At 56.9% G+C, this 22611-nt stretch carries 19 protein-coding genes; 11 read left to right on the forward strand and 8 right to left on the reverse strand.

From position 1 onward, the window contains the following. Positions 1 to 1041: 1041 nt before the first annotated feature. The 9 genes from FMM72_RS01820 to FMM72_RS01860 all read left to right on the forward strand — a co-directional run bounded on the left by FMM72_RS01820 (position 1042) and on the right by FMM72_RS01860 (position 8438). Positions 1042 to 2178: an FtsW/RodA/SpoVE family cell cycle protein gene (locus FMM72_RS01820; RefSeq protein WP_162220401.1), complete on the forward strand. Its 1137-nt coding sequence runs from the start codon at positions 1042 to 1044 to the stop codon at positions 2176 to 2178. Positions 2179 to 2394: 216 nt separating this feature from the next. Next, entirely contained in the window at positions 2395 to 4062 is a 1668-nt protein-coding gene (locus tag FMM72_RS01825) for a formate--tetrahydrofolate ligase (protein ID WP_162220402.1), read from the forward strand. Between the two features lie 202 nt (positions 4063 to 4264). After that, entirely contained in the window at positions 4265 to 4690 is a 426-nt protein-coding gene (tsaE, locus tag FMM72_RS01830) for a tRNA (adenosine(37)-N6)-threonylcarbamoyltransferase complex ATPase subunit type 1 TsaE (protein ID WP_162220403.1), read from the forward strand. Continuing rightward, entirely contained in the window at positions 4690 to 5412 is a 723-nt protein-coding gene (gene tsaB / locus FMM72_RS01835) for a tRNA (adenosine(37)-N6)-threonylcarbamoyltransferase complex dimerization subunit type 1 TsaB (protein WP_162220404.1), read from the forward strand. The genes tsaE and tsaB overlap by 1 nt, the downstream gene beginning before the upstream one ends. Beyond that, positions 5406 to 5852, forward strand: a complete 447-nt coding sequence (gene rpiB, locus FMM72_RS01840) for a ribose 5-phosphate isomerase B (RefSeq protein WP_160210956.1) — start codon at positions 5406 to 5408, stop codon at positions 5850 to 5852. The genes tsaB and rpiB overlap by 7 nt, the downstream gene beginning before the upstream one ends. Before the next feature lie 75 nt (positions 5853 to 5927). Next, positions 5928 to 6557 (forward strand): uracil phosphoribosyltransferase, encoded by a 630-nt coding sequence (gene upp, locus FMM72_RS01845; RefSeq protein WP_160210957.1) that lies wholly within the window; start codon positions 5928 to 5930, stop codon positions 6555 to 6557. Positions 6558 to 6775: 218 nt separating this feature from the next. Next, positions 6776 to 7207: a sulfite exporter TauE/SafE family protein gene (locus FMM72_RS01850; protein ID WP_257432237.1), complete on the forward strand. Its 432-nt coding sequence runs from the start codon at positions 6776 to 6778 to the stop codon at positions 7205 to 7207. After that, on the forward strand, positions 7204 to 7557 hold the full coding sequence (locus FMM72_RS01855) for a TSUP family transporter (RefSeq protein ID WP_162220405.1): 354 nt from the start codon (positions 7204 to 7206) through the stop codon (positions 7555 to 7557). The genes FMM72_RS01850 and FMM72_RS01855 overlap by 4 nt, the downstream gene beginning before the upstream one ends. Before the next feature lie 86 nt (positions 7558 to 7643). After that, on the forward strand, positions 7644 to 8438 hold the full coding sequence (locus FMM72_RS01860) for a M23 family metallopeptidase (protein ID WP_162220406.1): 795 nt from the start codon (positions 7644 to 7646) through the stop codon (positions 8436 to 8438). A 682-nt stretch (positions 8439 to 9120) separates the two neighbouring features. Here FMM72_RS01860 and FMM72_RS01865 read toward each other — a convergent pair. The 6 genes from FMM72_RS01865 to FMM72_RS01885 form a co-directional block, all read right to left on the reverse strand. Then, positions 9121 to 9681, reverse strand: coding sequence for a serine acetyltransferase (locus tag FMM72_RS01865; protein WP_201758603.1), 561 nt, complete (start codon positions 9679 to 9681; stop codon positions 9121 to 9123). Positions 9682 to 9800: 119 nt separating this feature from the next. Further along, positions 9801 to 10949, reverse strand: coding sequence for a class B sortase (locus FMM72_RS01870; protein WP_160210962.1), 1149 nt, complete (start codon positions 10947 to 10949; stop codon positions 9801 to 9803). A 315-nt stretch (positions 10950 to 11264) separates the two neighbouring features. Continuing rightward, positions 11265 to 15182 carry a SpoIID/LytB domain-containing protein gene (locus FMM72_RS01875; RefSeq protein ID WP_162220407.1) on the reverse strand — a complete coding sequence of 1306 codons (3918 nt, stop codon included), beginning with the start codon at positions 15180 to 15182 and terminating at the stop codon, positions 11265 to 11267. Continuing rightward, entirely contained in the window at positions 15179 to 15304 is a 126-nt protein-coding gene (locus FMM72_RS17315; RefSeq protein WP_257432233.1) for a hypothetical protein, read from the reverse strand. The genes FMM72_RS01875 and FMM72_RS17315 overlap by 4 nt, the downstream gene beginning before the upstream one ends. Then, complete coding sequence (thiI, locus tag FMM72_RS01880) at positions 15292 to 16461, reverse strand: tRNA uracil 4-sulfurtransferase ThiI (protein WP_162220408.1); 1170 nt, start codon at positions 16459 to 16461, stop codon at positions 15292 to 15294. Before thiI ends, FMM72_RS17315 begins: the two co-directional genes overlap by 13 nt. Before the next feature lie 33 nt (positions 16462 to 16494). After that, positions 16495 to 17637 (reverse strand): cysteine desulfurase family protein, encoded by a 1143-nt coding sequence (locus FMM72_RS01885; RefSeq protein ID WP_257432231.1) that lies wholly within the window; start codon positions 17635 to 17637, stop codon positions 16495 to 16497. Positions 17638 to 18335: 698 nt separating this feature from the next. Between FMM72_RS01885 and ypeB the strand changes: the two genes are divergently transcribed. Continuing rightward, positions 18336 to 19700, forward strand: a complete 1365-nt coding sequence (gene ypeB / locus FMM72_RS01890) for a germination protein YpeB (RefSeq protein ID WP_162220409.1) — start codon at positions 18336 to 18338, stop codon at positions 19698 to 19700. 211 nt (positions 19701 to 19911) lie between these two features. On the opposite strand, the gene FMM72_RS01895 is transcribed toward ypeB, so the two are convergent. Together FMM72_RS01895 and FMM72_RS01900 are read right to left on the reverse strand one after the other, a co-directional pair. Beyond that, positions 19912 to 20832: a CPBP family intramembrane glutamic endopeptidase gene (locus FMM72_RS01895; RefSeq protein WP_162220410.1), complete on the reverse strand. Its 921-nt coding sequence runs from the start codon at positions 20830 to 20832 to the stop codon at positions 19912 to 19914. Next, positions 20829 to 21305 (reverse strand): peptidylprolyl isomerase, encoded by a 477-nt coding sequence (locus FMM72_RS01900; protein WP_160209534.1) that lies wholly within the window; start codon positions 21303 to 21305, stop codon positions 20829 to 20831. The genes FMM72_RS01895 and FMM72_RS01900 overlap by 4 nt, the downstream gene beginning before the upstream one ends. Positions 21306 to 21797: 492 nt before the next feature. On the opposite strand from FMM72_RS01900, the gene FMM72_RS01905 reads away from it, so the two are divergent. Continuing rightward, positions 21798 to 22538: a transglutaminase-like domain-containing protein gene (locus tag FMM72_RS01905; protein WP_160209535.1), complete on the forward strand. Its 741-nt coding sequence runs from the start codon at positions 21798 to 21800 to the stop codon at positions 22536 to 22538. The last annotated feature ends 73 nt before the right edge of the window (positions 22539 to 22611 follow it).

Consider the following 22611-nt stretch of genomic DNA (forward strand, 5'->3'; position numbering starts at 1 on the left):
CGACGGAGGCTCAGCTTTTTCCCGCTTTTTTGAAAAAAAGCTTGGCAAAAAACTTTCCAGCCTTTTTGAAAAAAGGCCTCGGCGAAAAACTTTCCAGCCTTTTTGAAAAAAGGCTTCGGCGAAAAACTTAGTTCGGCTGCGCCGCGAACAGTGGGGCGGGCGCAGTAAATCTGATTTACGCCGCGTCGATCAAAAGTTTTCGCCCGCCTTTTTCAAAAGGCGGCGGGTGAGACGGCGGCCAAGGCCCCTTGCGGGTTTTGGCCGCCATCGAGGGCAGAGCCCTTATCCCCGGGCCGCAGCCCTCATAAAAAGCGCGGCCCGCAGGCCGCAAGACACCCGTTCAGACGCGCCCCACTTCCCCCAGCAAAATCCGTGACAGACGCCGCGCGGCTGGCATGGATTTTGCCAGCGCCCGCTTTCCAGCCTTTTTGAAAAAAGGCTTCGGCGAAAAACTTAGTTCGGCTGCGCCGCGAACAGTGGGGTGGGCGCAGTTTAACAATTCCCCGCCGGACGTACTGGCGTGCGCCTGGTACGATCGCGCCAGGCAGAGGTGGGGATAACATAAGGGGAGGGGTCGCTCGACCCTCCCCTTGTGAGGCGCGCTGAGGGGCGCTGCCGCGGCTTGTCCGCGCCCGGCGGCTATAGCCGCCGGAGAGCCCCGAATAGCCGGCCGGGCAAGCGAAGCACCCGGCGGTGAGCGACCCGCGCACGGGTCGCGCGCGCCCTAGCGCCCGGCGGTGAGCGACCCGCGCACGGGTCGCGCGCGCCAGGCTGCCCCCAGCAAAATCCATGACAGGCGTCGCGCGGCTGGCGTGGATTTTGCTCCGGCCTTTTTGAAAAAAGGCCGGAATCGCGCAAAGGCGAACGGGACAAGTCTTGCAATGACGGGCGCTTTTTAATATAATATAAAGGATAGCCGCGCCCGCAGCGCAGACAACCCAACGCTTTGCATATTCGTCCGCTGAGCGCCCGAAACGACGGGTTGCGGAAATTTAAGACAGGCTCTCGCAGGCTTTGCGCGGAAAGCCGGAAAGATATCCTATGAAAAGCTTATTCCGAGTGATCTCTCATTATATACGTCATACCGACCGTTGGCTCTGGCTGCTCTGCTTGGGGTTGTCCACGTTCAGCGTTGTGTTGCTCTGCGGCATCCATTTTTATGGCTCGCCAATCAACGCCGCTTCCGTAGGGCTGCGTACCATCGCCGTACAGGCGGGCGCCGCTGTTGGCGGTGCGGCATGTGCCGTCTTTTTATCCACCTTTGATTACAAAACCCTCGGCAAGCTATGGAAACTGCATGTGCCGGCCGCATATGGACTGGTGCTGCTCACCTTTGTCATCGGCGTTGGTACGCGGGAGCGCCCTGAGGACCGTTCCTGGCTGCAGATGCCCGGCGGTATGACGCTCCAGCCGACAGAACTGCTCAAAATTTCATTTATTCTTGCGTTCGCCTATCACCTGTATATTTTGCGGGAACAGATCAACCGCCCTCAGAATGTTCTGGCGCTTTGCCTGCATGGCGCTGCCCCTGTCCTGCTGGTGCATTTCCAAGGCGACGATGGCACGGCGCTCGCCATTGCGATGATCTTTGTATTCATGATCTTCGCGGCGGGACTCAACTGGCGCTATATCCTTGCGGCCTTTGCGGCCGCGGCTGCGGCCGCGCCGTTCATATGGATGCGCATCATGAACGACGATCAGCGCGGACGTATTCTTTCGCTGTTTACACCGGACGCCGCCTTGGGCTATCAACAGGATCAGGCTCGTTTGGCCATCGGTTCGGGACTTGTGTGGGGTAAGGGAATCTTTACGGACGGGCATGTATACGTGCCTATCCTTTCAAGTGATTTTATGTTTTCATTCATCGCCGAGTCGCTCGGCTTTGTCGGTAGCCTTGCAACGATCGTGGCAATCATCGCGCTCTGCTGCAAGCTATTACACGACGCGCGGCTGGCCGAGGATACCCTCGGCCGGCAAATCTGTGTAGGCGTATTTGCTATGATCGCTGGGCAGTCCATCGTCAACATCGGCATGAACCTGACCGTTCTTCCAGTCATCGGCATTACCCTGCCTTTTTTGTCCTATGGCGGATCATCGGTGCTCGCAAGCTATCTTGGCATCGGTATCGCGCTTTCGGTCTATATGCACAGCACCAAGAATTTGTTCAGCGGCAATTGAAGGCTGCCAGACAATTATGCTTGCGGCCGCTCCGGGCTTGTTTGATAATAAAGGAATTGCCGGATTTTTCGCAGACAGAAGGAGAATGCAAGGTAAAAGATGTAGGCATTCTTTCGGATTCCCAGGCTTTTTAAGACAGCATTCGCCGCTGTTTGTAGAAAAAGGCGGGGATTTCGATTTTTCAAGCAGTCCCAACGCCTTGAAAGGAAGGATCGCATGAAATCTGATATTGAAATCGCACAGGCAGCTTCCATGCTGCCGATCACAGAGATCGCCGGCCGTCTTGGAATTCTGCCGGAGGAGCTTGAGCCGTATGGGCGTTTTAAAGCTAAGCTGTCGGAATCGATTTTCACACGTCTTGCCGGACGGCCGGACGGAAAACTGGTGCTTGTCACGGCTATCAATCCCACCCCTGCCGGCGAAGGAAAAACGACAACGACCGTCGGGCTTGGGCAGGCGATGAAAAAAATCGGCAAAAACGCCGTCATTGCACTGCGTGAGCCCTCGCTCGGTCCGGTGTTCGGCATCAAGGGCGGAGCCGCCGGCGGCGGATATGCGCAGGTGGTTCCAATGGAGGATATCAACCTACATTTCACCGGCGATATGCATGCGATCACCGCGGCCAACAACCTGCTCTGCGCCCTTCTGGACAATCACCTTCAGCAGGGTAACGCGCTTGGGATCGACCAGCGCCGGATTCTGATCAAACGCTGTATGGATATGAACGACCGTGCGCTGCGCAATGTTGTCGTGGGGCTTGGCGGCCGTGTTAACGGCGTGCCGCGCGAGGACGGCTTTATGATTACGGTCGCGTCCGAGGTGATGGCAATCCTCTGCCTTGCGGCAGACCTGGCCGATCTGAAAAAACGCCTGGGCGATATCCTTGTGGCCTATACCTTCGATCAGAAACCCGTCTATGCCCGCGATTTGCAGGCTCACGGCGCGATGGCTGCGCTCTTAAAGGACGCGCTCAAGCCGAACCTTGTTCAAACGCTTGAAAATACCCCGGCGCTTATGCATGGCGGTCCGTTTGCAAACATCGCGCACGGCTGTAATTCCGTGCGCGCGACAAAACTGGCTCTCAAGCTGGCTGACTATGTGATTACAGAGGCCGGATTCGGTTCGGACCTCGGGGCTGAAAAGTTTATGGATATCAAATGCCGCTGCGCGGGGCTTGCGCCTTCGGCGGTGGTATTGGTCGCGACGGTGCGTGCGCTCAAATATAACGGCGGCGTCCCCAAAGCCGAAACAGCGAGCCCGGACGAGGCGGCTCTGCGGCGCGGGCTTGTCAATCTGGCGGCACATGTTGAAAACATGCAGAAATACGGCGTGCCTGTTGTCGTGGCGATCAACCGCTTTGAAACGGACAGCGACGGCGAGCTGCAAATCCTGTCCGATTTCTGCGCGCATACAGGCTGCCGCTTCGCGCTGTCCGAGGTGTTCGCGCATGGCGGCGACGGAGGCAAGACGCTGGCTGAGGCTGTTGTTGAGGCGTGCGCAGAGCCGTCCGACTTTCGTGTGCTCTACGACGCAGCCCTGCCAGTCAAGGAAAAAATTCTCGCGATCGCAACGCAGATCTACGGCGCGGGTGCTGTTGCCTATACACCGGCCGCTGAAAAGATGGTCGTCGAGATCGAGACTCTCGGTAAATCCGATCTCCCGGTCTGTATCGCAAAGACACAGTATTCCCTTTCGGACGACCCATCCAAGCTTGGGCGTCCCTCGGGCTTCACCCTGAACGTCAAGGAAATCCGCCTATCCGCCGGCGCCGGTTTCATCGTCGCTTTAACAGGCGATATCATGACGATGCCTGGCCTGCCCAAGGCGCCGGCCGCCTGTCAGATCGACGTCGGCGCCGATGGGCGTATCTCCGGGTTGTTCTGATGTATTTTTAGAAGCTGTACCAATTGGGGGAAGTATATGGATTGGCGTAAGAATCTTTTGTCCGGCAAGGACGGAAAGCGCAGGAATCCTAGCGGATTTCAAGCCTTTCTGACGCAGTTCAGGCGGGGAATGTTCCGCCAAGGCGTGTGCGTCTCCTATTGGTACAGCTTCTTAGACCAACAAGGATAGGGAGCGTTTTTGATTGACCGAATTCACCAGTCACAGCGTCCTTGAAACAGAGCAGCTTGCCGCGCAATGCGCGGCGAAGCTGCGCGCGGGCGATACGCTCGCCTGCCGCGGCGGCATGGGGATGGGCAAAACAGCATTTGCACGCGGTCTGGCGCGCGGTCTGGGGCTTGACGATGAAGTCTCCAGCCCGACTTTCGCACTCGTACAGGAGTATACGCGCGGCCCGCTGGCGCTGTTCCACTTTGACCTGTACCGTATCCGGGATGTCTATGATCTTGAATCGACCGGCTTTTACGATTATCTGGACCGCGGCGGCGTCCTGTTTATTGAATGGAGCGAAAATGCTGCCGAGGCGTTGCCCCCAAATACAATACATGTACGCTTTGAGCGGATTGACGACGACACGCGCGTGATCACACTGGAAGGAGGACCCTTTTGATGCGTATCCTCGCTGTTGACACTTCGTCCCAATCGGCCTCGTGCGCGCTCGTCGAAGACGGCTGTCTGCTTGGCGAATGCTTTGCAAATGTCCGTCTGACGCACTCACAAACGCTGATGCCGATGATCGAGGGGCTGTTTGCCCAAACACAAACCTCCATTGAATCCGTCGGCCTCTTCGCTGTCACAGAAGGCCCCGGTTCCTTTACCGGCCTTCGTATTGGATTGTCCGCCGTCAAGGGTATGGCGCATGCGCTCGGCCGCGCCTGCATCGGCATATCTACGCTCGAGGCGCTCGCCTGGAACCTGTGCGGTATCCCCAGCACTGTCGCGCCTGTGCTGGATGCACGCTGCAATCAGGTCTATACAGCGCTGTTTCGCTGGACGGACAGCGGCCTTGAGCGCCTTTTTCCCGATGAGGCCGTTGCGCTTGATACGCTCGCCGAACGGCTTGAAAATTTGGAAACGCCTGTATTTCTTGTTGGAGACGGAGCACAAATGTGCTATAATAAATTGAATGGGCGTTTGCAAAGCCTACGGCTGCCCACGCCTGCGCTGCTTTTCGCACGCGCGTCCTCAGCCGCGCTCGCTGCCGCGGCGTGCGCGGCTGGTGCTGTGCCGCCCGATGCGCTCGCCCCCGTATATCTGCGTCTGCCGCAGGCCGAACGGGAACGTCTGGCCAGGGCCGGCGGCGCTCCATCATCAGGAAGGGAAGGATGTTAACGATGCTCGCACTTGCAGCCGACCACGGTGGTTTTGCCCTCAAAGAGGAGGTCAAAGCCTGGCTTAATGAACGACAGATCTCCTATAAGGATTTCGGTACACACGACGGTGCGTCCTGTGACTACGCCGATATGGCCGCGCCCGCCTGCGACGCGGTTATTTCCGGTGAATGTGACAAGGCGCTTTTATTCTGTGGAACCGGCATTGGTATTTCGATGGCCGCCAATAAGATCAAGGGCATCCGGGCTGCCTGCTGTTCCGATTACTTCAGCGCCAAATATACGCGCCTGCACAACGATGCGAACGTGCTGTGCATGGGCGGTCGTGTGATCGGTCCCGGCGCGGCGATTGAGCTGATCGATGTGTTTTTACACACGGAGTTTGAGGGCGGCCGTCATCAGCGCCGTATTGATAAGATCGCCGCTTTGGAAAACCGCTGAACACGCGTTTCTGACTGTTAAAAATAATGACGCGGGGCGCCGCATGGCCGCCCCGCTTACAGGAGGATAAGCAATATGGCTAAACCGTTTATTATGGATCATCCGCTGATTCAGCACAAAATCACGCTGCTGCGCGACAAGAACACCGGTTCCAAGGAGTTCCGCGAGCTGATTAATGAAATTGCCATGCTCATGTGCTATGAGGCGACACGTGATATGCCGATGAAAACCGTCGAGGTTGAAACGCCGATCTGTGTGGCGAAATCAAAAGTGATTTCCGGACGCAAGGTCGCGTTTGTCCCGATCCTGCGCGCGGGCCTCGGCATGGTCGACGGCCTGCTTTCACTCGTTCCAGCCGCGAAGGTCGGGCATATTGGCATGTATCGCGATCCTGACACGCACCAACCCGTTGAATATTACTGCAAGCTGCCCTCCGACGTACAGGAGCGCGACATTATTGTGCTCGATCCGATGCTTGCAACGGGCGGTTCAGCCATTGATGCAATCAATCAGCTCAAAGAGCACGGCTGTACAAGTATCAAGTTCATGTGCATTATCGCCGCGCCCGAGGGGCTTGCCGCAATGGAAAAGGCGCATCCGGACGTTCAGGTCTATGTCGGCGCGCTTGACGAGCGTCTGAACGACCATATGTATATTGTCCCTGGTCTGGGTGACGCCGGCGACCGCATTTTTGGTACAAAATAAATCTACATATGCAATTTTATTGGGGACGCCGGCTGCTTGAAAAAGGCAGCCGGCGTCCCTGAATCCTGTATCTGCTGTTGAATAAAAAAAGCGCCGCTTGGAAAGCTATTCCCAAGCGGCGCTTTTTGTCAGATCCTTTGCCTGCCGCACAAAACGCCGCCTGCCCAAGCCATATAAATCTGCGCGCGGATCGCCAAATCTCGAACTGCGTTTGAAAAATGGAAAGTCTCTATATTTTCTGCAAACGACAATTTCTTTTATTCAAGCACGTTAAAAACCGCGCCGGAAAGGGGAACCGCATGAAAAAGCTGAAATTCATTGTAACCGGCGCGGCTGCCGGGCTGCTGAACGGGCTGTTTGGCGCCGGCGGCGGTATGGTCGTTGTGCCGATGCTTCAACGCGACGGCCTGCCGGCGCAGCGCGCTCATGCAACGTCGATCGCGATCATCTTGCCGCTGTCCATCGCAAGCAGCCTGCTCTATCTGAAGCGCGGCTATATCGATTTAGCAGCCGCGGCGCGCTTCATACCGTTCGGACTGCTTGGCGCCTGGCTTGGTACGCTGCTTTTGCCGCGTGTCAAGACTGCATGGCTGCATCGCATCTTCGGCGCGGTTGTGCTTTATTCGGCTGTGCGCCTGCTTTTGCAATGAGCTGGCCTGTTATCATTGCCGTATCGCTCGCAAGCGGCCTGCTCGGCTCGCTTGGTATGGGCGCGGGCGCGGTACTGCTGCTTTATCTGCGCGTGTTCGGCGGCGTCGGCCAATTTGAAGCGCAGGGGATCAATTTAATTTTCTTTCTGCCGATCGCCGTGCTTTCCATTGTATTTCATGCGCGCAACGGGTTGATCAGTTGGAAAGCCGCGGGCGTCTGTATACTTGCGGGATTACCCGCCGTACTGCTTGGCGTTTGGCTTGGCGGGCTTGCGGGCGGCGGCCTTTTAGGCAAATTATTTGCTGGGCTGCTGCTGATCATCGGCGTGCGTGAATTATTTCAAAAATAAATCGGCAAAGTATCGAAAGAAAATTTGGCAAAGGTATAAACAGATTCGCAGGGGTTCAAAATAATACCGGAGGTGTTAACCACAAAATGAATGATTCGTATAATCCTAAGAGCAAATTCAGTAAATTCATGGCAGGCAAAGGTTTTTACATCGCGCTTGCAATTTGTGTTGTCGGCGCGGGAACTGCGGCATGGGTCGCTGTTGACAAAACGATCGACCGGATCGATCAAAACAACAATGAAATTATTGAACAACAGCAAACCCCTTCTACAGCCAGCACGCCGGAGCCAACCTATGGTTTCCCCGATTTGGAGGAAGCCGGAAAAGCTCAGAGCGGCGTTGGCGTAGACAACAACAAGCCGTCCGCTTCCTCCTCCTCATCTACTGCTTCCTCGTCACCTTCCGCAGCGGCGCCCGCTGCCTCCGAGCCATCCGCCGAGGTCAAGGCGCAGCCCGAGCCGCAGCCGTCTTCCTTCATCTTGCCGCTCTCCGGAGAAATTTTCGCTCCCTATAGCAACAACGAGCTTGTGAAGAATGCCACGCTCAAGGAATGGCGCACGCACGACGGCATCGATATCAAAGCTGAAAAAGGCGCCTCTGTTAAGGCTGCCTGTGACGGCAAGGTAAGCGCCGTGCGCGATGATCCTCTTATGGGTATGACCGTGGAGATCACACATCATGACGACATCGTTTCCATCTATTGCGGCCTTGATAAGAATGTGCTTATCAAGGAAGGCGATACCGTCCAGGTGGGGCAGGCAATCGGCGCCATCGGCGAAATCCCTTCTGAAATCGCGCTTGATCCGCATCTGCACTTCGCCATGAAGGTCGCCGGCAAATGGGCCGACCCGCTCAAAACCATGGACAAGGTCACAGAATAACATTCCCGCTTTCTCCCGGCCTTTTTGAAAAAAGGCCTCAGCGAAAAACTTTCCGGCCTTTTTGAAAAAAGGCCTCAGCGAAAAGCTTCCCGGCCTTTTTGAAAAAAGGCCTCAGCGAAAAACTTCCCGGCCTTTTTGAAAAAAGGCCTCAGCGAAAAACTTTCCGGCCTTTTTGAAAAAAGGCCTCAGCAAAAAACTTTCCGGCCTTTTTGAAAAAAGGCCTCAGCGAAAAACTTTCCGGCCTTTTTGAAAAAAGGCCTCGGCGAAAAACTTAGTTCGGCTGTGCCGCGAACAGTGGGGTAAACACTGCGTTTATACAGGTTGCGCTGCAAATAGTGTGACAGGCGCATCGCGATCAAAAGTTTTCGCCCGCCTTTTAGGGAAGGCGGTGGGTGAAAGAAAGGCCAGGGCCCCTCGCGGGGTCCTGGCCTTTCTCGAGGGTAAAGTCCTGTTCCCGGGCCGCAGCCCTCATAAAAGCGCGGTCCGCAGGCCGCAAGATGCCTTTTCAAATGCAGAGCTTTCCGCCGGCAGGAAGCGTAGCAGACGCCACGCGGTTGGCGCGCATCCTGCAAGCGGCAGTCTTTTTCAAAAGGAGTTACCCGCCATAATCAAAAGCCAAGCCCATAAGGACTTGGCTTTTCTTGTAAAATAAAAGCCTGATGCTTATGAAACAAGACCAAGATTACACCCGAGTCAGCTTCCCCTCCCGGAACTGGTATGTCTGTCCATCAAGCACCGTCGTATAGGTGTTGTCAAGCGACTGCTTTTGAATGATACGTGTCGGCGCACAGACAGCGACAGAATGCGGCGGCATATCCGTATAGACCACAGCATTAGCGCCAATGCGGCAGTGATCGCCGATCGTCACGCCGCCAATAATTTTCGCACCCGCGCCAATATAAACATAATCGCCGATAACCGGCGCTCCCTCGCTCTTGCTGCCTGGCAGGTTGTTCGAACCAATTGTCACCTGCTGAAAAATAGTGACATCACGGCCAATTTTCGCTTCATTTGAAATAAAAATTCCCTGCCATCCATGAGGTAGGCATGGCTTGCCTGCAAAGGTGCTCGGCAAGCCAACAAAACAGCCGCGCCGCAAAAAGTAATGGCCATATACAAGCCGGAGCAAACGGTTTGGGTGCGTCTGCAAATGCGCCTTCAATCCCCATATCGAATGAAAACGCAGCATAGCGTATGCCGTCAAAAAGGGACGCAGTATGGAAAATATAAATTCTTTAAACACAAATTTCCTCCCAAGGGCCGCAGGACGTCAAACGCGCCTGTAAAGATATCATACGAATTTTGCATCCTGAAGGGATGCAAAATCCCCTCCGGCCGGAGGGGATTTTTTCATTTGGCGGATCAGCTAACCTTTTTTGCCATAACAACGAAACGCTGATTATCTCCAGGTCCAAGGACGCGCGTGCAGGTCGAAAGCGTTACAATCTGATCGGTCGCTCCAACCGACACGCCAAAATCGTGGATGCTCTTGGCTTTCGCAGTACTGATAATCTGATTGACAACAGCGCCATCCGCATAGTTGTAACCAAAGCTCAGATCTGTATAGAATACTGTAAACACCTGATAGAGGTGATCGCCGCCTGTGGTTGCGATTCTTATGTATTGGTTCTCTTTTGCAAAGGTCGCATCGTCATACGCGGCGAGCTGCGCAAACATCACATCAGCGGGATTACCGATGCGCACAGGCCTCCAGCAGTTCGTCCAGTTGTGTCCATACAAAACCAGATTGCGCGAAGTCACTTCACCGCTGGAATCGAAACGTGTATCTGCATCAGCCCAGATAACGCCGTTGCGGCTCGGCTCCTTATAATAGCCAAGGCTTGTATAATAGTTGGTATTTGTATGATAAACAAGCGGATAACTGATATTTGTATTTGGAACGGTGATCCAACCAAATACATCGGAGTTTACCGCTTTCCAGGCATTGATATCACCTGCCGAGGGCGGCGTATTAACCGGATTCTCCTGGTAATCCTTCGCGCGCGATTTGATCAGCCGGGAAAGCTGGTCAGCCGTTACCGGCGTAAAGCGCGTCGCACCGGCAAGCGCATCAACGCTTGTATCGGATTCCGACGTTGAAGCCGCCGCCACCTGTGTCGTCTGAACAGTCGAAACCACCGCCATGTCCTGTGAAGGCGCTGAAATAATATCCCCATTATCCGGCACAGAAGCGTCTATCCCCGAAATGGAGCTGTCTTCCGCAGAAGCCGATTCCGACTCCTCCGGCACATCCGGCGTGGACACATCCCCCTGGGAAACAGCCGCGGCGGGCTCCCGCCGCTCAATGCTGTCTGCGTTTGAAAGCGCCGCGAACAACCCCCATCCACCGGCTACAACAGCCAGTGCGATCACCGCGAGTGAGGCGCGGTTACGCAGCGCGCGCGGAACGGCACGGTTGGTCGTATACCATTCCACAAAATCTTTGAAAGCTGTCTTGATGCCGACGCAAAAATAAAAGATTCCGCGCAGCACTTTCTTCAACAAATTCATACGATACCCTCTTTATCTTTTTTTCACATGGCTGTATTGCCGCCAGACACAATATGAAACATAGTATATCGCCCTGGCCATAACCCGGTATAATAACCGCTTTGTGGTTATTATACCATGTCCGCGAAGCGGCATGGTATAATTGCCCATCAAAAGGCGGTTGCCGCGTAAGCGGCGAGCCGTTGGGCATAACCCGGTATAATAACCGCTTTGTGGTTATTATACCATAACCTCACAAAATTGTGGAGAGGAAATTAAATAGAAATTTCGGGAAAATTTTTATTATTCCCTGTCGAATTCCGCCATATGACAAAATCAGCGCACGCGGCATCCGGGATAATAATGCTCGAGGATTTCGATATAATCCCACCCTTCCTCATTTGCATAAAGGTTCGCCCCAGTCTGACTCATGCCAACACCATGGCCGTAGCCGTAGGTGGTAAAGGTGAATTCATCGCTGCCGGCGTCGTAATCGATGTCAAACGCAGCTGAACGCAATCCAAGCGCCTGCTCGCGTACAGCGCGGCCGGTCGTCTTTTTATTACCGACATATATAACGTCTATGTAGCGGTCGCCCTCCGTATAGCTTCGGATATCGAACCAATTGTTCGGATCGTCGCTGTAATCATACAGGTCCACACCAAACACGCTGCCAATGCGGTCTGCGACCTTGCTGGCGCTCATCGTGGTGGCGACCTCATAATTACGCGCCTGTTCGTCGATCTCACTGTCGACTGAAACAAGGTATGGATAGCTGCCGCCCCAAACATCGGCCGAGGCTGCGGTAACGCCCGCGCTTGTCGCATAAAACGGTGTAAACGCAATGCTGCCTTTATAATAGACCGCCTCGCCAATCACCTTGTCAACCGCCTCCTCCACATTGGAGGAAGGGCTGCGCAATCCAAGATACGGCGTGGCGCCGCTCGCATTCTGCTGTTTGATATATGTATAGGCGGCGACGGCCTGCGCCTTGAGCGCCTCCTCGTTGAAGCTTGCCCCCATTTCAGTCATAACGACCTGCGCTACAATATCGCGCGCCTTGCCAGTCGTCTTTTTGCCGCCCGAGACAACCGTCAGCTTCTCCTTGGAGGAATATGCCGGAAGCACGTCCGTCCCGCCGGTTGTGGATTCATCCTCAGATTTGTCCGTATCATCCGCCGCATTATTGTTGTTTTCCGGCGCGGTACTCGACGGTTCGAGCAGATCCTCCTCCTCACTCGAGGACGGCTTGGGCTCACTTGAGGATGGTTTCGGCTCACTCGAGGACGGCCTCGGCTCACTTGAGGACGGCTTCGGCTCGCTTGAGGATGGCTTCGGCTCGCTTGAGGATGGCTTCGGCTCGCTTGAGGATGGCGCCTGGCTCGAGGAGGTTGGCTGCGAACTGGATTCCGGCGCCTTTTTATCGGCCGCATAACGCGCGTCAGCCGCATATTCCTCCGCCTCATCGCGGTAATTGCGCGCCGACTTCGCGGCCGCGACGGCTGTTTCGTAAGCTTCGCGCGTCACAGCCGATTCATATTCGTTATAAATCCGCTCGGCCTCATAGGCCGTGTCGTCCGCCGTTTCCCAGTACCGCGCCGCGCTGGAGGCCGCTTCCTCCGCACGGCCTGCCTCTCTGCGCGCTTGTGAAGCGGAGGTGCTGTTGCGCTCAGCCTCGCGCGCGGACTGCCTGGCTGTATCCCGTGCGTCACGCGCACGCTGCTCGGCAGCCTGTGCGTCCGCCGCGAGCTGACGGGCCTCATATTCGTAATCGTTCAGCTCCGCATCCGGCGCCGAGGACACGGACGATGCGGAGGATGCCTGCGGCTGGGAAGCCGAAACCGACGAGGTCCCCGCGGCCGCAGAAGCGGCCGGGGCTGCCGGAGCGCCGCCGGCCGGCGTCGTCGGGCCAGGAACAAGGCCTGTCCCCTGCTCCGCGTTGGCCTGCGCGACCACATCGGCCGGCGGCTTTCCACCAGCAAAGCCCTGGGGCATACGCGGAGACGGATTGACGGTGTACTCGATATCGGAGCCGTCATTTTTTTCGCCGTCTCGCACGCGGCGGCCGACAACGACGGTGCGTACATGCGCGTCATCAGAAACAGGACCATATTCATAGGAACATGTGGAGAGCATCAAGAACTGATCGCCCTGCCTGATATCAACGTTGGAATTATAATAAGAACGCGCTGTGATCTCATCTACAAAAGCGTTAAAGCGTTCAGGGTCCGACAGATCGAGATAATCGTTATAATAGAACATCGGGCCATACGCTTCCTTGGCATTGGTGATAAACACCGAAACGATTTTATAATCGTTGTCGCGGTAAACATCATCGAACGAGATGATCGGATGCTCGCGCAGGTACGCAATGCCGGCGTCGGGATTTGCAAAGTCCTTTGTTCCGGTCGCGCCCTTGTACTGCATCAGCTCGCCGAACATCTGCCCATCGGTCATATTGTGCGCATAGATGATATAATTGTCGCTCTGCGGATCAAGCGAATCGTTCGCCTCAAGCCACGGCGTGCCATATTTGCTGTCGTTGCCGTTGAAGTCGCGCCGCAGATAGTATTCGTTGTCCTGATAGTGGACCACCGGATAATTGACCTGCGTATCAGCGATCAACAGCCAGCCTGCTATATCCTCATTGATTTTATACAGGTTCGCAAACTTGAGCTGATACCCCTGCGGATAGCCGTCGGGTACTTCAACATCCGTATCGTCCAGACCCAGCGCCGTATTGTACGCGTCGGCCCATCCGGCAGCTTCCTTTCGGTTGCGCGCCGATTCGCCGTAAAACAGGAGCAGATAACCGGCCGATGCGACGAACACACAGACGGCAACGATCAAAATCATCTTGCGCACGACATCGGCGGTGCTGTCTCCTTTGCACGGAAAAATTCGCGCGAGAATTCCCTTTTTCTTCTTTGCCATGGCGGCCTCCCCTTCCGCGGAGGCGGATTGCCCCGCCTCTGTTCCGAGCAGCTCGAGGGCCTTCCCAGACAACGCAGCCTGCAGCGGGTTTGCGCCGCGATACTGCTGCGGCAAAGCGGTTATGTACAGCCGCACCAGGTCGAGCGCTGAAAGGCAGGCGCGCAGGCGCGCCGCGTCTGCGGATTCATTGTCCCGCGCTGGCACACGGCGTATCCAGACATGCTGTCCATCCGTCAAGGCGGCAAATGCGTCGCGCTGTTTTTTCTGATCCGGCGCGCCCACCGCGACAGCCACGCCGATCGCCGAGCGGCCCTGCTTTAGCGCGCCCGCCGCCATCGCGGCGGCAGCCTGGGCGCTGGCCGATCCATATTTTTTAAGCAGCTTGTCGGAAACGCCGAGCGTCTCGATCTTGATACGGTCCGAACCGGCCGACACACAGTAGGCCAACACCTCCGGGGCCGCTTTAAGCATTTCGCCAAGCAGGCTGCCTGTGCCGGATTCGGCGATCGAAACGGCAAGTCCCGCGCCGCGCAGCTCACCGGCGGCCTGCGCCGCCAGGCTTTGGGCGTCGACGCCGTAGGCCGCCTCCCCAAGCCGCCGTGTGATCTCACGGATGACCGGCTCGCACAATGCGGCTGCCGCGCCTTTGTCCTTGGCGCGCGCCGTCACACGCACCTGATATTCGCCTCGCTTCGGATAAACGGCCACCGTTGGATTCTGCGAGCTTAAAATAGAGCCGAGCAGCTCGCGCATTTGCGCTTCGTCAGGTCCGAACGCATTGACGGTGCGCGTCACGACCGCCGCCTCGGAAAACTTGGCCAGATACGGCATCACGCTGTGCTGAAGCATCGGCACAAATTCACGCGGTTCGTCCGGCATCAGGATGATAAACTGATTGCCCGCTGACAGCGCGCAGCCCGGCGTAACGCCGCGCACCCCCGGAAAGACAACCGACTGCTCCGGCATCATAGCCAGCCGCGACACCTGCTGCGGCATCTGCCGCCCCGCGCGCTCATATGCCGCGCGGATACGGCGCAGACTCGCGTCGTGCATGACAAGCTTGCGCCCCAGTCCGTCGCAGACCACCTGTTTTGCGATCCCGTCCGGTCCTGGACCAAGCCCTCCTATAATGATCACAATGTCGCCGCGTCCAAGCGCCTTGGCAATCGCGCCGCGAAGCTGCTGCGCCCCGCCGGCCCAGGTGCACGGGCCGGCTGAAATCCCGCAGGCTTCAAGCTCGCGCACGATCAGCGCGGCGTTTGACGAAAGGGTTTCCTCGCTTTCAGGGGCCGTCCCCACGCCTATGATTTCAGCGATCACGCAAAATCCCTCCTGCATCCGCCCAGCGGGCGGATCGTTTCTGCGCGCCGTCCGGCGCTCCCTGCCGTGGGAGCAGCCGCCCGGCCGCGCGCGGCAGCCGCCGCGCCTTCTATTCGATCCATTCGGATGTCGTCCCTTCAAAGGCGCTCTCCAAAAGTGCGCCGCCGTCAAGCTTCTCCTCCGCCTCGAGCACATAGTCAAGACGCGGTTTTGTCTTTGGATGCTTCGGCGTGAATACCGTGCAGCAATCCTCATATGGCAGGATAGACGTTTCAAAGGTGTCGATTTTATAAGCGGTCTTTACAATCTCATCCTTATCCATTCCGATGACCGGGCGCAGCACAGGCATTGTGCAGGCCGCGTCGGTACAGGCGATCGCGTCAAGCGTCTGGCTGGCCACCTGCGCGACGCTTTCGCCGGTGATCAACGCGCCGCACCCGTTTTCGCGCGCAAGACGCTCCGCAATTTTCATCATGCAGCGGCGCATAATAATCGTGAACACATCCTCCGGACAGCGGTCCCGAATAGCAAGCTGCGTTTCGGTAAACGGCACAACAAACAGACGCACGCGTCCGCACCATGCCGCCATTTTTTTGCAGAGCGTGCGCACCTTTTCCAGCGCATGCGCGCTTGTATATGGTGGGCTGACAAAATGAACCGCCGCGATCTCCAGCCCGCGCTTTCCCATCATATAGCCGGCGACCGGGCTGTCAATGCCGCCCGAAATGAGCAGCATCGCGCGGCCGCTTGTGCCCACCGGCAGCCCGCCGGCGCCCCGGATCTGATCTGTGTGCAGGTAGGCCCCGCGTTCGCGGATCTCCACATAGACCGTTATATCCGGCTGATGAACGTCGACCGTCAGATGCGGGAACGCCTCCAGCAGCACGGCCCCAAGCTCCGTGCAAAGCTCCGGCGATTTCATTGGAAAGCTCTTATCGGACCGCTTGGCCTCAACTTTAAATGTATTGGCCGTCTCAAGCGCACCGGCCAGATAACCCGGCGCCTGCGCGCGGATCGCGTCAAAATTCTTTTCCACGACAGCCGAACGCGTCAGCGCCGCGACGCCGAATACGCGCGTCAGCCGCTCGACGGCCCCGTCGAGGTCGGCGTCCGCACCGCGCGGCTCGATGTAAATGGTCGACTGCGCCTTATAAAATTCAAACGTACCGAGCGATTCGATGCGCCTGCGGCAGTTTTTGACAAGCACATCCTCAAAGGTATGGCGGTTCAGCCCCTTGAGCGCAAGCTCCCCGCATTTTAATAAAATCAGTTCTTTCATCAGTCAACCAGCCTATCCTTTTGATCATTTTATCTATCGGTGCGCAACTGTGCGGATCCCTTCCGCCAGCGCGTCCGCAAGCTGTTTGAGTTCTTCCTCCCGTGAAGTGTAAATCAGGCTGACGCGCAGCGCGCCGTCGATCACGGGCGGGGGCAACCCCATTGCGGCCAGCACCGGGCTGGACGCCCCCTTTGAGCAGGCCGACCCGCTTGAGACAAAAACATCCCGGCTTTCGAGAAAATGCAGCATTGTCTCGGACCGATAACCTGGTACGGATATGCATGTGATATATGGCGAGCCGTCCGGCGGAGAAAGCACGCGTACGCCCTCAACCGGCGCGAGCAGATCAAGCAGATGGGCGCGCAGCGCGCCAGCGCGTTCAAAATGCTCCTTCACACGGCCGTCCAGCGCGGCGCACGCCGCGCCCAGCGCCGCGATAGCCGGCAGGTTTTCCGTACCGGCGCGCATCCCGCGCTCCTGCCCGCCGCCGAAAATCAGCGGCGGCACGCGCACGCCGCGCCGGATATAGAGCGCGCCGGAGCCTTTCGGCGCGCAGATCTTATGGCCGCTCACGCTCATCAAATCGATCTCCGTGCGCCCGACATGAACTGGCAGTTTACCGAATGCCTGCACGCCGTCGCAGTGGATCAGCGTCCTGGGATTTTTTGCCCGCACCAGGCGCGCAGCCCGTTCCACCGGAAAAACCGCACCCGTTTCATTGTTGACATACATCATACTGACAAGCGCCGTCTGTCCATCCACCGCATCCGCGACCGCGCGTGCGTCGATCTGCCCATGCGCATCCGGGCGGACGCGTACAACGTCCCAGCCCTCGCCCTCCAGGCGCCCCACCGCGCCAGAAACCGACGAATGCTCGGCGGCTGTCGTGACAATCCTTTTTCCCAGCCGCGCACGCGCGCCGGCGGCTCCGAATACGGCCAGATTGTTCGCCTCGCTTCCGCCTGAGGTGAAATACACGCATTCCGGCTGGCAGCCAAGCAGCGATGCAACGGACTCGCGCGCCTGGGCCATCCGCCTGGCGGAGTCCGCGCCCAGCGCATGCAAAGACGAAGGGTTCCCGTAGCAGTCGCGCATCATCGCGACCGCCGCCTCCAGCGCGCTGTCGCAGACGCGCGTCGTCGCCGCGTTGTCAAGATATGCCGCCGTCTCCAGCACAAAAACCCTCCTCCCGCTGCGCAAGACCTGAACGCCTACCCTTTCAAAATCGGGGCGGCAGCTGCGCTTCTGTTTTTGGGTATACAAACCTATTATCCGACTCATTATACAACAAAATGACACTCTTTTCAACGGATATCCATCACAGCTACAAAAAATAGTTGCGAAGCAACTATTTTTTGCGCATCTGCCCGCTCTGCGGGCAGGCGCATTTTTAATCAAATGGCCCCGCGCCGGGGACGGCGCGGATGGCCGATTATTTATAGATTGCGTTGCAATCTATAAAAATAGTTGCGAAGCAACTATTTTTTGCGCATCTGCCCGCTCTGCGGGCAGGCGCATTTTTAATCAAATGGCCCCGCGCCGGGGACGGCGCGGATGGCCGATNTTTTTTGCGCATCTGCCCGCTCTGCGGGCAGGCGCATTTTTAATCAAATGGCCCCGCGCCGGGGACGGCGCGGATGGCCGATTATTTATAGATTGCGTTGCAATCTATAAAAATAGTTGCGAAGCAACTATTTTTTGCGCATCTGCCCGCTCTGCGGGCAGGCGCATTTTTAATCAAATGGCCCCGCGCCGGGGACGGCGCGGATGGCCGATTATTTATAGATTGCGTTGCAATCTATAAATAATTTCAATTCCTGTTCACAAAATAATGGTGCCTATCCAGCAATCCATCCGAACCGGAGGTCCCTGTTATGAAAATTACATTGTCCCGGCGCACGATTGTGCGCGCGATCAGCTATCTTACGGCGGCGTTCGGCGTGACCGCCGGCATCGCCATCCAGCAGCACGCGGTGGCGCGCGACTATCGCAGCCAACTTGAAAATACGTATACGCGCGCGCTCGGCGACCTGTCGAGCTATCTTGTCAACATCTCAAACGATCTGGAAAAGGGCCGCTATGTCGGTACAAGCGAGCAGTTCGCGCTGATGGCCGCGCGCATCTGGCGTGAAAGCGGTGGCGCCAAATCGGCGCTTTCCACCTTACCGGTCAGCGACCTGCACATGGACAACACCTATAAATTTCTTTCACAGGTCGGCGATTATGCGATGGCTCTTTCCAAAAAGGCTGCGGCCGGCGGCGAGCCGAGCGCCGAAGAAGCGGAAAACGCCGAGGCCCTGCGTAATTACGCCTTCAAGCTGCGCGACTATGTAGACGATATGCAGCGCGACATTCGCGAGGGACGCATCACTGTGGACGCTCTGCCGTCGGGCGGCGGCGACACCAAAGGCACGCGCGCCGCGCACGGTCTGGCGGGCGGATTTGAAGATGTCGAGCAGACGATGACCGGCTATCCGACACTGATCTATGACGGGCCGTTTTCCGACCATCTGCTCAACCAAAGACCACGCATGACAGCCGCGCTTGATGCGGTGACACCCGACCAGGCGCTTGAAAAAGCCGCGCTTGCGGCGCGCGTGGAACCGTCCGCTCTGACGCGTGGCGACGATGAAAACTCAAATATGCCGCTTTATATGTTCCGCGCCGGCGACATCAGCGTCGGTGTCACAAAGGCGGGCGGCGTCCCGGCATATCTGATCAACGCGCGGTCCATCGGCGCGCAGCGTATGAGCAACCAAGCTGTTTTCCGTTTTGCCGAAACATATTTAAAAAGCCTTGGCTTTGAAAATATGCGCGCAACCTATTTTGAAACGGCCGACGGCATCTGCACTATCAACTACGCGGCTGTGCAGGACGATGTTATTCTCTATACCGATCTGATCAAGGTCGGCGTCGCGCTTGACGACGGCGGCATCGTATTTTACGACGCGCGCGGCTATATCAGTAATCACCACGCGCGTGCGCTGCCTGCGCCGGAATTGACCGCCGAGCAGGCGCAGCAATCCGTCAACCAGTCGCTGCGCATCCTGTCAAGCCGTTTGGCGCTGATTCCAACAAGCGGTCAAAACGAAGTGCTCACCTGGGAATTCCAGGCGCAGACGACTGACAACGACGACGAGCAGCCGCGCCGCCTGCTCGTCTATATCAACGCGGTCAACGGTGCGGAAGAGCAAATCCTGATACTGATTGAAACGCCGGATGGCACGCTGACCTCGTGAACCATTTCCCACAGCAAAAACGTCCGCCGCCTTATGCGAGCATAAGGCGGCGGACATTATTTATAGATTGCGGAACGCAATCTATAAATAATTGGCCATCCGCGCCGTCCCCGGCGCGGGGCCGTTTGATTAAAATGCGCCTGCCCGCAGAGCAGGCAGATGCGCAAAAAAATAGTTGCAAAGCAACTATTTTTTATTCCTTCGGATTTGTTCAAATTCTTTGGATCGCTCCAAGCACAAACAGAGACGCCAATGTCAGAAATGCCAGCCACATTGGGACGGAACGTAGCATCCAGCTCCACCGTAGCGGGCGGGTTTCCTCGCTGTCGCGCGGCAGCATGAATTTCCCGCGGACCGTCTGCACCGCCGCGAACACAAACCCACCCGCCATGACCGGCAGATGAATCAGCGCCGCAAGCGCAAGCAGGCCCATACTGTCCGACAGCATGATCTCCGACAGCAGCGTCGCATACGTGTTATAGATCATGTGCGCCAGGATCGCCGGCAGGATACACCCGGCGCGCAACGTGATCCACGCCAGATAAAGGCCGATCACAAATGTGGGAACACCCTGCATAAAATTGCCGTGCATCATCGCAAACAAAAGCGCGCTGACCAGCGCGGCAAACCGTCCGCCATAGGGCGCGAGCGCATGCAGCAGGGCGCCGCGGAACAAAAGCTCCTCAAACAGCGGACCGATCACACACAGCGAAAGCGTCATGATTACACTGCCAAAAAACGACTCCTCAGGCAGGGAAAAATCTGGCTGTGAAAGCACAAGCCCCGCTCCCCGCAGCGCGCTGTCGAGCTGCGCCATCAAAAAGCTGCCCGCAAGCCCAACCCCAATCAGGACAACAGCCGCCGTCCAGCCCCAGGTTTCCAGCGCCTGCAGGCTATGCGGCTTCGGCCTGAAGGAATACCCGGTCATATGCGCCAGCAAAAGCGCGCCGGCAGCCGACGCGACGGTGTTCAGGCAGAGCGCCGTCGGATAGACCAGGCTCTCCGGCATCCAGATGGACAGCATCCCGACCAGAAGGCCGAACAGCAGCTGAAGCGAGAACGTCAGGAGCAGCGAAAGGCCGGTCCAACGGTAAACGCGGCGCGCGGCGTCCTGTACCTCCCACTCGTTCATTCTTCCGTATATGTAACCTTCGCCATGCGCTGCACCACGCGCGGACGGTCGGAATAATCGGTTGGCACCGAAGCGATTTCGTCGACGGCCTCCATACCCTCTATCACCTTGCCGAAGGCCGCGTATTGACCATCAAGATGCGGCGCGTCCGCGTGCATAATAAAAAACTGTGACCCGGCCGAATCCGGGTTATTCGCACGCGCCATCGACAAAACGCCGCGTGTGTGCTTTAGGGTGTTCTTGACGCCGTTGGATGAAAACTCGCCTTTGATGGTGTGCCCTGGTCCGCCCATGCCGGTGCCGTCGGGGCAGCCGCCCTGGAGCATGAAGCCTGGAATCACGCGGTGAAAGGTCAGGCCGTCATAAAAGCCGTCCTTCACAAGACCGATAAAGTTTTCCACCGTGATCGGCGCGATCTGAGGATAAAGCTCAATTTTTATTTCCTTACCGTTTTCCATCTGAATCGTAACCATATGATTCCTCCTTTTTCAGTTGGGGACCCTAAACATACGCTTTGCACCCGCCAAAGGCTGCTCGCCGCCCATGTGCCCATCCCCCATATTCTGGTCTTAGTTTACTACATCCACGCAGCCGGTGCAAGCCTTTCCGGAGCAAGCAGCTCGATCCCCCTGAATTTGACAAAACGCTGCATGTTTTGATATAATAGCCAGAGCTTAGGGCTTGTCTGAAAAAGGAGGAATTGCTGGATTCTTCGCAGGCAGCAGGAGAATGCAAGGCAAAAAACGCAGGAATCCTTTCGGATTCCGAGGCTTTTTAACGCGGTATCCGCCCCTGTTTGCAGAAAAAGACGGGTATTTTGATTTTTCAAACAGCCCCTAGTCATGACGTTGGAGGAGATACGACGGCACGCCGCATTTGCGGCCGCCGCTTTCCAACAGACCATTTTGCCGTTTTGTGGGGTGGCGGAATGGAGCAGAGCTTTATTGAAGATGGGCGGGAACAGAATGAAAAATACCAAACCGGCTTACATGCGTCCCATTGTTTGCCTCCTGCTGGCGGTGACTCTGGCGGCTGTGTTGCCGTGCGGCGCGGCCGCGCAGGATATGGACGGCGCTCAAAAGATTCTTTCCGTGGATACAGCGGCAGCCGGCCCGGACGAAGCGCAGGCGCAAACGGATGCTGACGAACAGAATCAAACAGCCGCAGGGCCTGCGTCTATTCTGAACGCAGCGGAACTTGAACCGGCCGTCACCGGAATAGACGCGCTTGACGCGCTCGTGGCCGAGACGCTCGCCGAAATTACCAGCGAGGACATGACGACGTATGAAAAAGTCGTCGCCTGCTACGACTACCTGACCGACAATATGCGTTACGGCTCGTCGATGTATCATCTCAATGTGCCGTTGGGCGACACGACATGCGCCAATATTTTTTATACATACGGTGAGGTCGACGGTTTTGGAGCGGTCGCGCTCACCTCAAATTACGGGCTTTGCAACGGATACGCAGCCGGTTTTATCCTGTTGGTGCGCGCCATCGGACTTGACGCAGACCTTGTCACCGGCCAGACGCGCAGCGCCGGCGGCGGTTATGCATACCACAAATGGGCGGAAATCACCATCGACGGCACCGCCTACGCCTTTGACCCCCAGCTCGATCAAAGCTATGCGCGGCAGGGGCTTGGGGAGTACAACAACTTTTGCAAGACCTATGGGGAGATCAACGGCCGCTATCTCAAGGCCTGATTGGCAAACGAAAACGGGACGACTGGCCAAATGGGCCGGTCGTCCCGTTTTTTTGCCGTCTTTAGGGCCGTGC

This window comes from Anaerotruncus colihominis (assembly GCF_010206195.1).
Classification (GTDB): Bacteria; Bacillota; Clostridia; order Oscillospirales; family Ruminococcaceae; genus Anaerotruncus; species Anaerotruncus colihominis_A.

Coding starts and splice junctions, on each gene's coding strand:
- FMM72_RS01820 (WP_162220401.1), top strand. CDS start 1,042: ATGAAAAGCTTATTCCGAGTGATCTCTCATTATATACGTCATACCGAC.
- FMM72_RS01825 (WP_162220402.1), top strand. CDS start 2,395: ATGAAATCTGATATTGAAATCGCACAGGCAGCTTCCATGCTGCCGATC.
- tsaB (WP_162220404.1), top strand. CDS start 4,690: ATGCGTATCCTCGCTGTTGACACTTCGTCCCAATCGGCCTCGTGCGCG.
- rpiB (WP_160210956.1), top strand. CDS start 5,406: ATGTTAACGATGCTCGCACTTGCAGCCGACCACGGTGGTTTTGCCCTC.
- upp (WP_160210957.1), top strand. CDS start 5,928: ATGGCTAAACCGTTTATTATGGATCATCCGCTGATTCAGCACAAAATC.
- FMM72_RS01850 (WP_257432237.1), top strand. CDS start 6,776: ATGGAAAGTCTCTATATTTTCTGCAAACGACAATTTCTTTTATTCAAG.
- FMM72_RS01855 (WP_162220405.1), top strand. CDS start 7,204: ATGAGCTGGCCTGTTATCATTGCCGTATCGCTCGCAAGCGGCCTGCTC.
- FMM72_RS01860 (WP_162220406.1), top strand. CDS start 7,644: ATGAATGATTCGTATAATCCTAAGAGCAAATTCAGTAAATTCATGGCA.
- FMM72_RS01870 (WP_160210962.1), bottom strand. CDS start 10,949: ATGAATTTGTTGAAGAAAGTGCTGCGCGGAATCTTTTATTTTTGCGTC.
- FMM72_RS17315 (WP_257432233.1), bottom strand. CDS start 15,304: ATGGATCGAATAGAAGGCGCGGCGGCTGCCGCGCGCGGCCGGGCGGCT.
- thiI (WP_162220408.1), bottom strand. CDS start 16,461: ATGAAAGAACTGATTTTATTAAAATGCGGGGAGCTTGCGCTCAAGGGG.
- ypeB (WP_162220409.1), top strand. CDS start 18,336: ATGAAAATTACATTGTCCCGGCGCACGATTGTGCGCGCGATCAGCTAT.
- FMM72_RS01895 (WP_162220410.1), bottom strand. CDS start 20,832: ATGAACGAGTGGGAGGTACAGGACGCCGCGCGCCGCGTTTACCGTTGG.
- FMM72_RS01900 (WP_160209534.1), bottom strand. CDS start 21,305: ATGGTTACGATTCAGATGGAAAACGGTAAGGAAATAAAAATTGAGCTT.
- FMM72_RS01905 (WP_160209535.1), top strand. CDS start 21,798: ATGAAAAATACCAAACCGGCTTACATGCGTCCCATTGTTTGCCTCCTG.